The sequence below is a fragment of the Burkholderia sp. SJZ089 genome, assembly GCF_007828315.1.
Lineage (GTDB): Bacteria > Pseudomonadota > Gammaproteobacteria > Burkholderiales > Burkholderiaceae > Burkholderia > Burkholderia gladioli.
In genome coordinates this window covers 16,019-29,607 of the sequence record NZ_VIUM01000004.1, presented here as the reverse complement: position 1 = coordinate 29,607, position 13,589 = coordinate 16,019, and the positions used below count along the sequence as shown (strand labels likewise).

The 13,589-nt window shown below is 68.7% G+C and carries 12 protein-coding genes; 7 read left to right on the top strand and 5 right to left on the bottom strand.

Annotated features, from left to right (window positions below; all coding sequences use genetic code 11):
- Positions 1 to 499: 499 nt before the first annotated feature.
- From FB600_RS08505 to FB600_RS08495, 3 genes are all read right to left on the bottom strand, one after another.
- The gene (locus FB600_RS08505; RefSeq protein WP_145756539.1) at positions 500 to 763 is read right to left on the bottom strand and encodes a hypothetical protein; all 264 of its coding nucleotides are present in this window, start codon (positions 761 to 763) and stop codon (positions 500 to 502) included.
- Positions 764 to 826: 63 nt separating this feature from the next.
- On the bottom strand, positions 827 to 1,201 hold the full coding sequence (locus FB600_RS08500; RefSeq protein ID WP_145756538.1) for a DUF4148 domain-containing protein: 375 nt from the start codon (positions 1,199 to 1,201) through the stop codon (positions 827 to 829).
- Between the two features lie 17 nt (positions 1,202 to 1,218).
- Complete coding sequence (locus FB600_RS08495; RefSeq protein ID WP_096750765.1) at positions 1,219 to 1,440, bottom strand: hypothetical protein; 222 nt, start codon at positions 1,438 to 1,440, stop codon at positions 1,219 to 1,221.
- A gap of 240 nt (positions 1,441 to 1,680) precedes the next feature.
- On the opposite strand from FB600_RS08495, the gene FB600_RS08490 reads away from it, so the two are divergent.
- Positions 1,681 to 1,953: a DUF4148 domain-containing protein gene (locus FB600_RS08490; protein WP_025100856.1), complete on the top strand. Its 273-nt coding sequence runs from the start codon at positions 1,681 to 1,683 to the stop codon at positions 1,951 to 1,953.
- Between the two features lie 39 nt (positions 1,954 to 1,992).
- On the opposite strand, the gene FB600_RS08485 is transcribed toward FB600_RS08490, so the two are convergent.
- Entirely contained in the window at positions 1,993 to 3,417 is a 1,425-nt protein-coding gene (locus FB600_RS08485) for a heavy metal sensor histidine kinase (protein WP_098151894.1), read from the bottom strand.
- Positions 3,414 to 4,097 carry a heavy metal response regulator transcription factor IrlR gene (irlR, locus tag FB600_RS08480; protein WP_036035042.1) on the bottom strand — a complete coding sequence of 228 codons (684 nt, stop codon included), beginning with the start codon at positions 4,095 to 4,097 and terminating at the stop codon, positions 3,414 to 3,416. Before irlR ends, FB600_RS08485 begins: the two co-directional genes overlap by 4 nt.
- Before the next feature lie 220 nt (positions 4,098 to 4,317).
- Between irlR and FB600_RS08475 the strand changes: the two genes are divergently transcribed.
- The 6 genes from FB600_RS08475 to FB600_RS08450 all read left to right on the top strand — a co-directional run bounded on the left by FB600_RS08475 (position 4,318) and on the right by FB600_RS08450 (position 13,582).
- Positions 4,318 to 5,589: a TolC family protein gene (locus FB600_RS08475; RefSeq protein WP_186135950.1), complete on the top strand. Its 1,272-nt coding sequence runs from the start codon at positions 4,318 to 4,320 to the stop codon at positions 5,587 to 5,589.
- Between the two features lie 11 nt (positions 5,590 to 5,600).
- The gene (locus tag FB600_RS08470; RefSeq protein ID WP_145756536.1) at positions 5,601 to 7,061 is read left to right on the top strand and encodes an efflux RND transporter periplasmic adaptor subunit; all 1,461 of its coding nucleotides are present in this window, start codon (positions 5,601 to 5,603) and stop codon (positions 7,059 to 7,061) included.
- Between the two features lie 40 nt (positions 7,062 to 7,101).
- Entirely contained in the window at positions 7,102 to 10,365 is a 3,264-nt protein-coding gene (locus FB600_RS08465) for an efflux RND transporter permease subunit (RefSeq protein ID WP_145756535.1), read from the top strand.
- 208 nt (positions 10,366 to 10,573) lie between these two features.
- On the top strand, positions 10,574 to 10,882 hold the full coding sequence (locus FB600_RS08460; RefSeq protein WP_017919460.1) for an ArsR/SmtB family transcription factor: 309 nt from the start codon (positions 10,574 to 10,576) through the stop codon (positions 10,880 to 10,882).
- A gap of 71 nt (positions 10,883 to 10,953) precedes the next feature.
- A complete protein-coding gene (locus FB600_RS08455; RefSeq protein WP_096750760.1) occupies positions 10,954 to 12,015 on the top strand; it encodes an alkene reductase in 1,062 nt (353 codons plus the stop codon).
- A gap of 226 nt (positions 12,016 to 12,241) precedes the next feature.
- Positions 12,242 to 13,582 (top strand): carotenoid oxygenase family protein, encoded by a 1,341-nt coding sequence (locus FB600_RS08450; protein ID WP_145756534.1) that lies wholly within the window; start codon positions 12,242 to 12,244, stop codon positions 13,580 to 13,582.
- Positions 13,583 to 13,589: the final 7 nt, after the last annotated feature.

Genomic DNA, 13,589 nt, shown 5'->3' with positions numbered 1-13,589 from the left:
GCGGAATCGGCATGGCCCTCGCGCAGCGGCGTGTCTCGGATGCGCTGGTCTCAGCACGTTTCTCTCGCTTTGGCGTCGCCGGCCCGGGCGTTGCGGCCAGGCCGGCGGCTTGTTCTGGTATGGCCGCCGCAACGACAGATGAGTCGAATTCAGCAGGCCCAGTCCGCCCGAGCGTAGTCAGGCCGCTTCAGCGTGGCAATAAAAAAATAAAGATGGGGATCGCGAAACTCGCGCCGTCGAACATGAATTCGTAATCGTGTCGAACGAGCCTGCGCGGCGAGTAAGAAATACGCCGGCGTGGCGGGCGGGATCGGTCAAAAAAGCGAGGCGGCGGGACGGGATGCGTGGATTCGTGGCAATGATGCAGGGCCGATTATTGCATGCCATGCAGGCATCGAATCACATAGTGGGAAAGTATCGGGCAGGCGCGGTCACGACGCAAGCCGGTCGGCGCGGGAGCCTTCCCGGCACGCACCGGGAAGAAGCTTCGACGCGTACATCACGGAAGCGACGGGCTCGTCGGCGCGCCGGATCGCGACAGGCTCTGCGTGATGGTGATCAACGAATCGCCGGGGACCGGAACCGGTTCCCGCTTCGCCTGCCGCTTCGCTTGCCGCTCCGGCTCGGTCTGGTCGCCCGCCTCGGCATCCAGGTTTCGCCAATGCGTCGGCTCGTGATCGATCCAGCGCTCCGGCCAGCCTCCCGCCATCGCGCTCATCGACACGGCCAGCATCGACAGGCTCATCCACTTCGACATGCGCATGCTCGACTCCTCGGTGATTCGGTACGTCGCCCACCATCGCGGGTCCATTCGCGCTTGCATCGTTCATTGCGCGGGCCGAGCCGCCGGATCGCGCGTATCGTGCTCGTCGAACCGCGGCGAGCTTTCGCCGCGATGGATCGTGAGCCGATGCAGTTGCCGGCTTCGCGCCACCATCGACGCATCGGGCGGGAAATTCGTGCGTCGATTGGGAAGGTAGCCGTCGTGCCGGGCATGCAGGAGTTCCTGCCGGACTTCGGCGCGAGTCTTCGCTTGGGCCGTCGCCTGCCCGCCCAGGCACAGGCCGCCCAGCGCAATGCCCATGCCAAGCGAAAGGCGCAATGCATTCTTCATTCCTCGTGTTTCCGGTTCGGTATCGATGGCTTGATTCTGGCCGCGCGCTGCTGCGCGGGCGTGATCCGAACATGAGAATTCCGTCATGTCGGCCTCGATCCAGGCTAGGGACGCGGGAAGACACAAGGGTGGATCTTGACGTAGGCATAAGGGCTGCCGCAGCGATGCCCGGCGTAGTCCACCTGCTGGTTCGGCATCCCCTGTCGCTCGCGGTGCTCCCCGCCGTTTCCCTGCGCCGGCCCGCCGGTGCTCCACACGCATCCGGCCATCGAGAGCAGGGCAATCGGGACAAGCAGGACAAAGCAGCGAAAATCGATTCGGGACATGATCCGTATCCGGGAGATGGGCGATTCGGGTCGCGTGGATTCGCGAGCAGGCGCTCCGCCACACGGCATGAGGCTGGATTGTCGACGCCCGCTCCGGCATGGACATGAGCCCGGCATGAGATTTTCCTCATCGCCGCTTCATGACGCATTTCTCATGTTCGAATCACGATCACGCACGGCTGCCTTTCCATACTGGCCACACGACTCGCCACCCGGCGAGCCCATCCCAAGGAGCCAGTCATGAAGTCGATTCGTTATGCAGTCCTGTTCGTCACCGCCGCCATGTCGATCGGCGCGGCCAGCCAAGCCGCGCAGGCACAAGGCAAATCGCGCACGGATGTCGTCGACGAGCTGAAGGTCGCGCAACACGAGGGCGCCGTGCCGGCGGGCAAGACGCAATATCCGCCGAGCACGGACATGGTCGAGCGCAACAAGGACCTGCACGGCATGACCGTGCATCCCCGCGAATCCGATCCGAAGGTGGACGCGCACGACAAGCTCGGCTCGCGTTGAGCGCCGCCCCGCGGGGAACGCTCGCGACATCGCCCGGCCTCAGGCCGGGCGGCCCGGGTCCGAGGCGGCCTCGCCCGTCGCGCCGGGAAAACGAAGCCAGAAGGTGGTGAGTGTTCCCGGCAGGCTGTCCACGCCGCATTCGCCGCCGTGGTTATCCATGATCGATTTCACGATCGCCAGCCCCAGCCCCGTGCCCGATGCGGAATTCTGCCGCGAGGGATCGACGCGGTAGAAGCGCTCGAAGATCCGCGCGAGATGCCGCGGATGAATGCCCTCCCCCACGTCCGAAACCTCGATCAGCGCCACCTCGCCTTGCTGCCGGCATTCGATCGTGATCGCGCTGCCGCGCGGCGCGTATTTCAAGGCGTTCGACAGCAGGTTGCTGAGCGCGCGCTGATACAGGCTCAGGTCAGCCTCGACGCTTGCCCGGCCCCGTACCACGATCGACACCCCCGCATCCTCCGCGAGCGCCTCGTAATAGCCGGCCACGCGTTCGGCCTCGTCCGCCGCATCGAGCCGGCGGATATCGAGCGACTGCCCGGCCTGCTCGGCGCGCGCGATGAACAGCATGTCCTCGATCATGTGCGACAGGCGCTGGTATTCGTCGATGCTCGACTCGATCACGGCCTGGTATTCGTCCGCGCTGCGCGGCTGCGAGAGCGCCACCTGCGCGGCGGCCTGCAGGTTGGTGAGGGGCGTGCGCATGTCGTGCGCCAGGTTCGACGAGAACTGGCCCAGCCGCGTGAACGACTCGTCGAGCCGCGCCAGCATGCCGTTGAAGGCATGTTCCAGTTCCCGAAGCTCGCCCGACACATGCAGCTCCTGCACGGGATGCGCGAGCCGGCTGGTCGACATCTGCTCGGCGCGCACGGCGAAGCGGCGCAGGGGGTTCAGGCCGAGGCCGGCGATGCCGTAGGCGAGCACGGCGGCCAGCACCACGCCGCACACCTCGATCACGACGATCGTGTAGGCATGCGCGCGCAGGGTCGACAGGTCCTCGGCACGATCGTATTGCACCACGACGCGAACCACCGGCGCGCCGGGGCCGGCCAGGCGGACCGTGGAAATCGAATAACGCAGGCTGGAGCGAGCCGGTTCGACGCCGACGGCCGCCGAGGCAGCGGCCGCGGAAAGCAGTGAGGCGTCGAAGCGCAAGCCTCTCGTGCCGACCAGCACGTTGCCGGTCGAATCGAGGATGGCGAGATCCATGTCCGAATGCCCGTGAAGCTGGTCGATCCAGAGGTCCCGGTTCAGCCGCACATCGGTGAGGGTTCCGACCTTGGCCAGGTGCTGGCGCAAGGCCGCCGTGATGCCGTCGATCTGCTCGGCGGCCGAGGATTCGATGCGGCTGCGCAGGGCCTCGTAGAGCGCGAGGCCGCTCAAGGCCAGGATCACCGAGGTCGACAGGATGATGAGGACCGTCAGGCGCCCGCGCAGGGTGTGAGGGACGACGCGCTGCATCATCGCGAAACCGGGTTGCGCACTTCGAGCACGTAACCCATGCCGCGCACGGTGTGGATCAGCTTCGGTTGGTAGGCGTCGTCGATCTTGGAGCGCAGGCGCCGGATTGCCGAATCCACCACGTTGGTATCGCTGTTGAAGTTCATGTCCCAGACCTGCGAGGCGATGGTGGCGCGCGGCAGGATCTCTCCCTCGCGGCGCATCAGCAGCCACAACAGCGCGAACTCCTTGGCGGTGAGCAGGATCGTATCCGCGTGTCGTGTCGCCTTCCGGCGCGTCAGGTCGAGTTCGAGATCGGCGACCTTCAGGGTATTCGTCTCGCGCGCCTGGCCGCGTCGCAGGATCGACTTGATGCGCGCGGTCAGCTCGACGAAATCGAAGGGCTTCGCCAGGTAGTCGTCGGCGCCCAGCTCGAGCCCCTTCACGCGGTCCCCCACGTCGTCGCGCGCGGTGAGAAACAGCACCGGGGTCGACTTGCTGCGCCGCAGGTTCTGCAGCAGGGTCCAGCCGTCCTGCCCGGGCAGCATCACGTCGAGCACCAGCAGGTCGTAATCCTCGGTTTCGGCCTGGTGCTGGCCGGTGGTTCCGTCCTGCACCCAGTCGACCACATAGCCCGCCTCCGTCAGCCCCTTGCGCAGATAGGCGCCGGTCTTGGGCTCGTCCTCGACGATGAGAATACGCATGATTCCTTTCCTTGCAAGGTTCGGGTGGATACGCGCCGGCCAGCGTCGGCGCAGTCGATCCGGCCCGGATGATCGCGCCCGGCGCGATCGGGATTGCGCCAAGCATCGCACGAGAAACGCCCCCTGGCGGCAAGATGACGGAATTCTCATGTTTCGCGCATGTTTGCGCTGCAACAGGCATCTAGCATGGTGGCCAAGCTACTCGATGCCTCTTTCACTCATGCGTCTCGAACCCCTGGCCATCCTCGCCGTCGCCCTGCTGCTTCCCACTCTCGCCGGCGCGCAGGCGAACGACACGGCACCGCCGCCCGCCCCGCCGCTGTCGCTGGGCGAGGCACTGCGCATCGCCAATGCGAACAGCCCGCTGCTGAGCAGCGCCCGCGCATCGGCCAATGCCGCCGCCGGTGCCCAGTTGCAGGCCGGCATGCGCCCCAATCCCGACTTGTCGTTCCTGCAGGAAAGCTTCAAGCGCTATGACCGCACCAGCACCGCGATGATCAGCCAGCGCATCGAGACGGCCGGCAAGCGCGGCTATCGCGTCGACGTCGCCGCCTACGGCCGCGAGGCCTCGCTGGCGGCGATGGACGCCCAGTCCGCCGCCGTGCGCGGCAGCGTCGTCCAGGCATTCTACGGACTCCTGTCCGCCCAGCGCACGCTCGCCGTCAGCGAGGAATCGGCCGCGATCGCCGAGCGCTCGACCGAGCTGGTCGCCAAGCGCGTCAGTGCCGGCAAGGTGTCGCCGGTCGAGGAGACCAAGGCGCGCGTCGCGCTGGTGGCCACCCAGATCGCGCTCACGCGCGCCGCGGCGGACCTGAGCGCCGCGCGCGCCCGGCTTGCCGGCGCGCTGGGCGGCGACTGGCCGGGCGGCAGCGCCAGCGAGGACGGCTTCGAAAGCCTGCCGGAGATACCCGCGCTGCCGGCGCTCGACGCCCGCCTGGAGGACGCGCCGCTCACGCGCGAGGCGATGGCCCGGGTCAGGCAATCGAATGCCCGCATCTCGCTGGAGCGCGCGCGGCGCATCCCCGACGTCACGATCAGCGCCGGCTACAAGCGCGTGACGACAGGCGGCATCGCCGACAACCAGGCGGTGGTCGGCATCTCGATCCCGCTGCCGATCTTCGACACCAATCGCGGCGCCATCGACGAAGCCACCCACTCGTCGGAACAGGCCAGCGCCGATCTCGACGGCACGCGCCTGGCGCAGCGGCAGGCGCTGGCGCAGCGCTACGCGGACTATCGCAGCTCGGCGCTGGAGGCCGAGCGCCTGAAGCGCGACGTGCTGCCGGCGGCCCGCTCGGCGCTGGAGGCCATGTCGCGCGGTTATGCGCTCGGCAAGTTCCAGTTCCTGGACGTGCTGGACGCGCAACGCACGCTGTTCGACAACCAGACCCGCTACATCCGCGCGCTGACCGACGCGCATCTCGCCGATGCGGATCTCGGCCGCCTGCTCGGCACCCCGCTCGACGCCGCGGCCCCGACCGTCCAACCCTGAGGAACCCCCTTATGCCGAGCCAACCGAAGCGCGTCGCCCTGGCGATCGCGCTGGCCTGCGGGCTTGCCGTCGCCGCGGCGCTTGCCTTCGCCGCGCTGCGCACCACCGCGAGCACGCCAGCCGATGCCGCCACGTCGGCGCCCGCCGCGGTACGCGGCGGCACCGTGCTGACCGACGGCGCCTACGCGCTGGAAATCGTACAGGGCGAGCGCGACGGCCAGGCCACGCTGGCCTTCTATCCCTCGCTGCGAGGCAAGCCGGTCAAACCGGCCGGCAACACGCTAACGGCCACCATCGAGCGCTACGACGGCACGCGCGGCCCGCTGGCCCTGCTGCCCGGCGCGGACGGCTACCGCAGCGCCGCCGCGATCCCGAAACCGCATGTCTTCGAGGTGAAGCTCGACTGGCAGGCCGAAGGCGCGACGCGGACCTTCGACTATCGCCAGAACCAGCACGCCGTGCCCCTGAACGACCAGCAACTGGCCGAGGCGAGGATCGGCGTCGATCCGGCCGGGCCGGCGGCGATCGCCGATTCGTTCCAGCTTCCCGGCGAGATCCGCTTCAACGCCGATCGCACCGCGCAGGTCGTGCCGCGCGTGGCCGGCGTGGTGGAGAAGGTCGCCGTGTCGCTCGGCCAGCAGGTGAAACGCGGCGAGCTGCTCGCCGTGCTGGCCAGCCCGGAGCTGTCCGACCGGCGCAGCGAGCTGCTGACCGCGCAGCGCAGGCTGGTCGGCGCGCGCCAGGTGTACGAGCGCGAGCGCAGGCTGTGGCAGGAGCGCATCTCCGCGCAACAGGATTACCAGGCCGCCCAGGTGCAACTGCGCGAGGCGGAAATCGCCGTGCAGAACGCGCGGCAGAAGCTGTCCGCCATCGATGCGTCCGCCGGCGGCGCGCTCAATCGCTACGAACTGCGCGCGCCGTTCGACGGCTCGATCGTCGAGAAGCGCGTCACGCCGGGCGAGGCCGTGGCGGCCGACACGAGCATCTTCGTGCTGTCCGACCTGTCGAGCGTGTGGGCCGAAATGGCCGTGCCCGCCCAGCGCCTCAAGGAGGTGTATGTCGGCAAGCAGGCCCGCGTCTCCGCGACGGCATTCGACTCGCAGGCGCGCGGGCAGGTCGCCTATGTCGGCGCCCTGCTCGGCGCGCAGACCCGCACGGCACCCGCGCGCATCGTGCTGCCCAATCCGGGCGGCACCTGGCGGCCGGGCATGTTCGTCAACGTCACGGTCGATACCAGCGCGCACACCGTGCCGCTCGCGGTCAGGACCGACGCGCTGCAGACCGTCGACGGCGCGCCGGCGGTGTTCGTGGCATCGAAATGGGGGTTCGTCGCGCAACCCCTCAAGACCGGCATTCGCGATGCCCGGTTCACCGAGGTGCTGGACGGGCTGAAGCCCGGCCAGCGATACGCGGCGAGCAACAGCTTCGTGCTGAAGTCGCAGCTGGAAAACAGCGCGGCCGACAGCGATTGATCCCACCCGTGCCCGCTCGCCGCTCAATCTGGACGCCTCCATGTTCGATCGCCTGATCCGCTCCTCCATTGCCCATCGCTGGCTCGTCCTGCTCGCGATCCTCGCGCTGGCCGCGCTCGGCATCTACAGCTACCAGCGGCTGCCGATCGATGCCGTGCCCGACATCACCAACGTGCAGGTGCAGATCAACACGCCCGCGCCGGGCTACTCGCCGCTCGAGGTCGAGCAGCGCGTCACCTATCCGCTGGAGACCGCGATGGCCGGCCTGCCGCACCTGGAGCAGACGCGCTCGACCTCGCGCTACGGCATCTCGCAGATCACGGTGATCTTCAAGGACGGCACCGACATCTACTTCGCGCGCCAGCTCGTCAACGAGCGCCTGCAGCAGGCCAGGGATCGGCTGCCCGAAGGCGTGGCGCCGATCATGGGGCCGACCTCGACCGGGCTCGGCGAGATCTACATGTGGACGGTCGAGGCCGATGCCGGCGCGCGCAAGCCCGACGGCGGCGCCTACACGCCGACCGACCTGCGCGAGCTGCAGGACTGGGTGATCCGCACGCAATTGCGCAACGTGCCGGGCGTGACCGAGGTGAACTCGATCGGCGGCTACGTGAAGGAGTATCAGATCGCGCCCGATCCGGCCAAGCTGATGTCCTACGGGCTGTCGCTGGCGGACGTGGTGCGCGCGGTGCAGTCGAACAACGACAACGTCGGCGCGGGCTACATCGAGAAGCGCGGCGAGCAGTACCTGGTGCGCGTGCCGGGGCAGGCGCGCTCGCTCGACGACCTGGCCAACATCGTGCTCGCCAACGCGGGCGGCGTGCCGGTGCGCATGCAGGACATCGGCCAGGTGCAGATCGGCCGCGAGCTGCGCACCGGCGCGGCCACCGAGAACGGCCGCGAGGTGGTGCTGGGCACCGTCTTCATGCTGATCGGCGAGAACAGCCGCACGGTGGCCGAGGCGGTGGCCGCCAGGATGAAGGACGTCAACCGCTCGCTGCCGCCGGGCGTGCGCGCGGTGCCGGTCTACGATCGAACGGTGCTGGTCGAGAAGGCCATCGCGACGGTCAAGAAGAACCTGCTGGAAGGCGCGCTGTTCGTCATCGCGATCCTGTTCCTGTTCCTCGGCAACCTGCGCGCGGCCCTGATCACCGCGCTGGTGATCCCGCTGGCGATGCTGATGACCTTCACCGGCATGGTGAACCTGAAGGTCAGCGCCAACCTGATGAGCCTGGGCGCGCTCGATTTCGGCATCATCATCGACGGCGCGGTGGTGATCGTCGAGAACTGCGTGCGGCGCCTGGCGCATGCGCAGGCCGCGGCGGGCCGCCCGCTCACGCGCGAGGAGCGCCATGCCGAGGTCTACCAGGCGTCCCAGGAAGCGCGGCGCGCGCTGATCTTCGGGCAGGTGATCATCATGGTGGTGTATTTGCCGATCCTGGCGCTCTCGGGCGTGGAGGGCAAGATGTTCCATCCGATGGCGATCACGGTGGTGCTCGCGCTCGCCGCGGCGATGGTCCTCACCGTCACCTTCATCCCCGCCGCGGTGGCGCTGTTCATCGGCAAGAAGGTCGAGGAGAAGGAGAACCGCCTGATGTCGTGGGCGCGCTCGCTCTACGCGGTGCTGCTCGACCGCTGCCTGCGCCGCCCCGGCCCCGTGCTGGCCGGCGCCACGCTGGCGGTGGCGGCCACCCTGCTGATCGCCACCCGGCTCGGCAGCGAATTCATCCCCAGCCTCAACGAGGGCGATTTCTCGATCTCCGCGCTGCGTATCCCGGGCACCAGCCTCACGCAATCGCTCGAGATGCAGCGGCAGATCGAGGCCACGCTCAAGGCGCGCGTCCCCGAGATCGAGCGCGTGTTCGCGCGCACCGGCACGGCCGAGGTGGCCACCGACCTGATGCCGCCGAACCAGTCCGATGCCTACATCATGCTGAAGCCGGCCAGGGACTGGCCCGAGCCGACCAAGCCGCGCGAGCAGTTGCGCGACGAGATCGAGGCGGTGCTCGCCGCGATACCGGGCAGCGTCTACGAGTTCTCGCAGCCGATCCAGTTGCGCTTCAACGAACTGATCTCCGGCGTGCGCAGCGACGTGGCGGTCAAGCTGTTCGGCGACGACATGGGCACGCTCGAGGCCACCGCCAGGCGGATCGCCGACGCGTTGCAGCAGGTGCCGGGCGCGATCGAGGTCAAGGTCGAGCAGACCGCCGGCCTGCCCGTGCTGAGCATCGATCCCGACCGCGAGAAGCTGGCCCGCTACGGCATCAATATCGCCGACGTGCAGGCCCCGGTGGCCGCGGCGCTCGGCGGGAAAACCGCCAGCACGCTGTTCCAGGGCGATCGCCGCTTCGACATCGTGGTGCGCCTGCCCGAGACGCTGCGCTCGGACATCGATGCGATCCGGCGCCTGCCGATCGCGCTGCCCGTCACGGCGGCTCCAGGTGCCCTCGCCCCCGCTGCCGCGGCAACGCCTTCGCCGGCTGCCAGGGGCGCGAACCCGGCGGGCGCCGCCTTCGTGCCGCTTTCCGAGCTGGCGAACATCGAACTGGCGCCGGGGCCGAACCAGATCAGCCGCGAGGACGGCAAGCGCCGCATCGTGGTCAGCGCGAACGTGCGCGGGCGCGACGTCGGCTCCTTCGTCGCCGATGCGCAGGCGAAACTGCAGGCCGAGGTCGCCATCCCGCCCGGCTACTGGCTCACCTGGGGCGGTCAGTTCGAGCAGTTGCAGAGCGCGACGGCGCGCCTGAAGCTGGTCGTGCCGCTGGCGCTGCTGCTGGTGTTCGTGCTGCTGTTCATGATGTTCAACAATGCCAAGGACGGCCTGCTGGTGTTCACCGGCATCCCGTTCGCGCTGTCGGGCGGCATCCTGTTCCTGTGGCTGCGCGGCATTCCGCTGTCGATCTCGGCGGCGGTGGGCTTCATCGCGCTGTCCGGCGTGGCGGTGCTCAACGGGCTGGTGATGATCTCCTTCATCCGCAACCTGCGCGAGGCCGGCCGCCCGCTGGCCGAGGCGGTGCGCGAGGGCGCGCTGACCCGGCTGCGCCCGGTGCTGATGACGGCGCTGGTCGCCTCGCTCGGCTTCGTGCCGATGGCGATCGCCACCGGCACCGGCGCGGAGGTCCAGCGCCCGCTGGCGACGGTGGTGATCGGCGGCATCCTGTCCTCGACGATGCTGACCCTGCTGGTGCTGCCGGTGCTGTACCGGCTCGTCTACAGCGGGTCGCCGCGCACGACGCCGGCAGACCTGGCAGGCGCGGCGAGCCGGCTGCTCGACCGGCTGCCCTTCCGGCGCGGGCCGGGCTGATCTTCGCCGCCCCTCCCGAACCCCAAACCTCCGACGATTGCCGGCGCGAAAACCGCGCCGGCAATCGTCGCGTCATGGCACCCTTTATTACCGCATCGTTATTAACCCGCCTTCCCACAAGGTTAATTCTATATATCGCGATATTCCGATATATGCTTCGTCCGACGACGTTACAATCGGGTCCCGCCGTTCCACCGATTCATCACCCATGACGCTCGACATCGACGCGATTCACAAGGCCCTGGCCAACCCTGTCCGGCGCGAGATCCTCGCCTGGCTCAAGGAGCCCGAGCACCACTTCCCGGACCAGGCCCTGCACGCCTCGTTCCAGGAAGGCGTGTGCGCCGGCCAGATCGACTCGCGTTGCGGCCTGTCGCAGTCGACCGTGTCGGCCCACCTCGCCACCCTGCAGCGCGCGGGGCTGGTGCAGAGCTCGCGGGTCGGCCAGTGGGTGTTCTTTCGGCGCAACGAAACGGTGATCCGGGCCTTCGTCGATCAATTGCAAACCAGCCTGTAGCGTCGATATCGCCGCCGCGAGGCTTGCCGGGTCCGTGCCCGGCCCAACTCATTCGATAAGGAGTTCCTGCCATGCCAACCCTGTTCGATCCGCTGGTCGTCGGCGACCTGACGCTGCCGAACCGTATCGTGATGGCCCCGCTCACGCGTGCCCGCTCGGGCGACGAGCGCGTGCCGAACGCGCTGATGGCGCGCTACTACGCCGAGCGCGCTTCCGCCGGCCTGATCCTGACCGAGGCCACCTCGGTCACGCCGCAGGGCGTGGGTTACGCCAAGACGCCGGGCATCTGGTCCGACGAGCAGGTCGAGGGCTGGAAGCTGGTGACCCAGGCCGTGCACGAGGCGGGCGGCAAGATCTTCATGCAGCTCTGGCACGTGGGCCGCATCTCGGACCCGATCTTCCTGGACGGCCAACTGCCGGTGGCGCCGAGCGCGATCGCGGCCGGCGGCCATGTCAGCCTGGTGCGCCCGGAACGTCCGTTCGTCACGCCGCGCGCGCTCGAACTCGACGAGATCCCCGGCATCATCGCGGCCTATCGCAAGGGCGCCGAGAACGCCAAGCTGGCCGGCTTCGACGGCGTGGAAATCCATGGCGCGAACGGCTACCTGCCCGACCAGTTCCTGCAGGACAGCACCAACCATCGCACCGACGCCTACGGCGGCTCGATCGAGAACCGCGCGCGCTTCCTGCTCGAGGCCGTGGATGCGGCCATCGAGGTGTGGGGCGCCGAGCGCGTCGGCGTGCACCTGGCCCCGCGCGGCGATGCGCACACGATGGGCGATTCGAACCCGGCGGCCACCTTCGGCTATGTCGCGCGCGAACTCGGCCGCCGCAAGATCGCCTTCATCTTCGCGCGCGAAAGCGTGGGCGATAACCGCCTCGGCCCGCAGTTGAAGGCAGCCTTCGGCGGCCCCTACATCGCCAACGAAGCGTTCACGCTCGACAGCGCGCAAGCCGTGCTGGCCAAGGGCGAGGCCGATGCGGTCGCGTGGGGCAAGCTGTTCATCGCCAATCCGGACCTGCCGCGCCGCTTCCAGCTCAACAGCGAGCTGAACGCGCCGGTGCCGTCGACCTTCTACGCCGACGGCGAGACGGGCTACACCGACTATCCGTCGCTCGAAAACGTCGCCTGACGGCCGGGCGGGCGCTTGCCCGTCCTCGCGGCCGCCGCTCACGCCCGATGCGTGAGCGGCGGCCGTTTTGCTTTCGGGCGCCCGAAAACGGGATCGGATCGATTCGCGACAACACGCGCCGGGGAACCGGCCGCCCTATTTATACCCGGATGATATTGACGATCTATTTATATCCGGGTATAAATTCGCTCCTTGTCCACAACGGTCCCCTTGCCTGCCCCGAATCATGTCTTTCGCCATCGACCTCAATGCCGGCGCGCTCGCCCCGGTAGCCCGCGAATCCGACCTGGGCGCCTTGCCCGTGAGCGGCACCTTGCCGCCGGAGCTGGACGGCTGGCTGGTGCGCAATGGCCCGAATCCGGTGACTGGCCGCTTCGCCGGCCAGGACCTGCTGTCCTGGTGGCCCGAGGCCGCGATGCTGCATGCGGTCGGCTTCGTCGACGGCCGCGCGAGCGGCTATCGCAACCGCTGGCTGCGCACGCGCCGCTGGGCCGAGCACCACGCGCCCGAACAGTTCGAGGCGATGCCGGACACCAATCCCAACATCAACGTGATCCGCCATGCGGGCAGCACGCTGGCGCTGGCCGAGGGCGGCATGCCGCTGGAAATCTCGCCCGGCCTCGACACGCTCGGCCCGGCACACCACCTGCCCGCCTTCGCGCAGGGCATGGGCGGACATCCGAAGGTCGATCCGGAAACGGCGGAGCTGGTCGGGTTTCGCGCGCACTGGATGCCGCCCTACCTGCGCTACATGGTGGCCGCGCCCGACGGCACCACGCGCGTGGACCTGCCGATCGAGCTGCCGCGTCCGTCGATGATCCACGACCTCGCGATCACGGCCAGCCACAGCCTGCTGCCGGACCTGAACGTGATCTACGATTTCTCGATGCTCAAGCGCGGCCATCGCATGCCGCTGCGCTGGGAGGCGGACCGGCCGGCCCGCATCGGCGTGCTGCCGCGCCATGCCGGCGACGCCGATGCCCTGCGCTGGTTCGAGATCGCGCCCTGCTTCATCCAGCACGTGATCAACGCCTGGGACGCGGATGCCTCGACCATCGTGCTCGACGTGATCCGCTATCCCTGGTTCCTGCGCCTGTCGCCGGACGGCCAGGCCTTCGAGCCGAACCCGGTCGGCACGCCTTGGCGCTACCGCTTCGATCTCGAGGCCGGCACGGTCGAGGAAGGAGCGCTGTCGGACCTGGCGCTGGAGCTGCCGCGCATCGACGAGCGACGCACCGGCCGCGCCTATCGCCATTGCTACGCGGTCGAGCAGCCGAGCCTGGACGAGATGCGCGGCATCGTTCGCCTCGATGTCCTCACCGGCGAGGTGATGCGCCACGCGGTGCCGCCCGGCGACCAGAACAGCGAACCGGTGTTCGTGCCGCGCGCGGGATCGAGCGAGGACGACGACGGCTGGGTGCTCGCCTGCGTGTACCGCGCGGCCACCGACACCAGCGACGTGGTGGTGCTCGACGCGCGCCGGCTCGATGCCGAGCCGGTGGCGACCGTGCATCTGCCGGTGCGGATCCCGGCGGGCTTTCACGGCGCCTGGCTGCCGCGCGACTGAAGCCGCG

Coding starts and splice junctions, on each gene's coding strand:
- FB600_RS08505 (WP_145756539.1), bottom strand. CDS start 763: ATGCGCATGTCGAAGTGGATGAGCCTGTCGATGCTGGCCGTGTCGATG.
- FB600_RS08500 (WP_145756538.1), bottom strand. CDS start 1,201: ATGACGGAATTCTCATGTTCGGATCACGCCCGCGCAGCAGCGCGCGGC.
- FB600_RS08495 (WP_096750765.1), bottom strand. CDS start 1,440: ATGTCCCGAATCGATTTTCGCTGCTTTGTCCTGCTTGTCCCGATTGCC.
- FB600_RS08490 (WP_025100856.1), top strand. CDS start 1,681: ATGAAGTCGATTCGTTATGCAGTCCTGTTCGTCACCGCCGCCATGTCG.
- FB600_RS08485 (WP_098151894.1), bottom strand. CDS start 3,417: ATGATGCAGCGCGTCGTCCCTCACACCCTGCGCGGGCGCCTGACGGTC.
- irlR (WP_036035042.1), bottom strand. CDS start 4,097: ATGCGTATTCTCATCGTCGAGGACGAGCCCAAGACCGGCGCCTATCTG.
- FB600_RS08475 (WP_186135950.1), top strand. CDS start 4,318: ATGCGTCTCGAACCCCTGGCCATCCTCGCCGTCGCCCTGCTGCTTCCC.
- FB600_RS08470 (WP_145756536.1), top strand. CDS start 5,601: ATGCCGAGCCAACCGAAGCGCGTCGCCCTGGCGATCGCGCTGGCCTGC.
- FB600_RS08465 (WP_145756535.1), top strand. CDS start 7,102: ATGTTCGATCGCCTGATCCGCTCCTCCATTGCCCATCGCTGGCTCGTC.
- FB600_RS08460 (WP_017919460.1), top strand. CDS start 10,574: ATGACGCTCGACATCGACGCGATTCACAAGGCCCTGGCCAACCCTGTC.
- FB600_RS08455 (WP_096750760.1), top strand. CDS start 10,954: ATGCCAACCCTGTTCGATCCGCTGGTCGTCGGCGACCTGACGCTGCCG.
- FB600_RS08450 (WP_145756534.1), top strand. CDS start 12,242: ATGTCTTTCGCCATCGACCTCAATGCCGGCGCGCTCGCCCCGGTAGCC.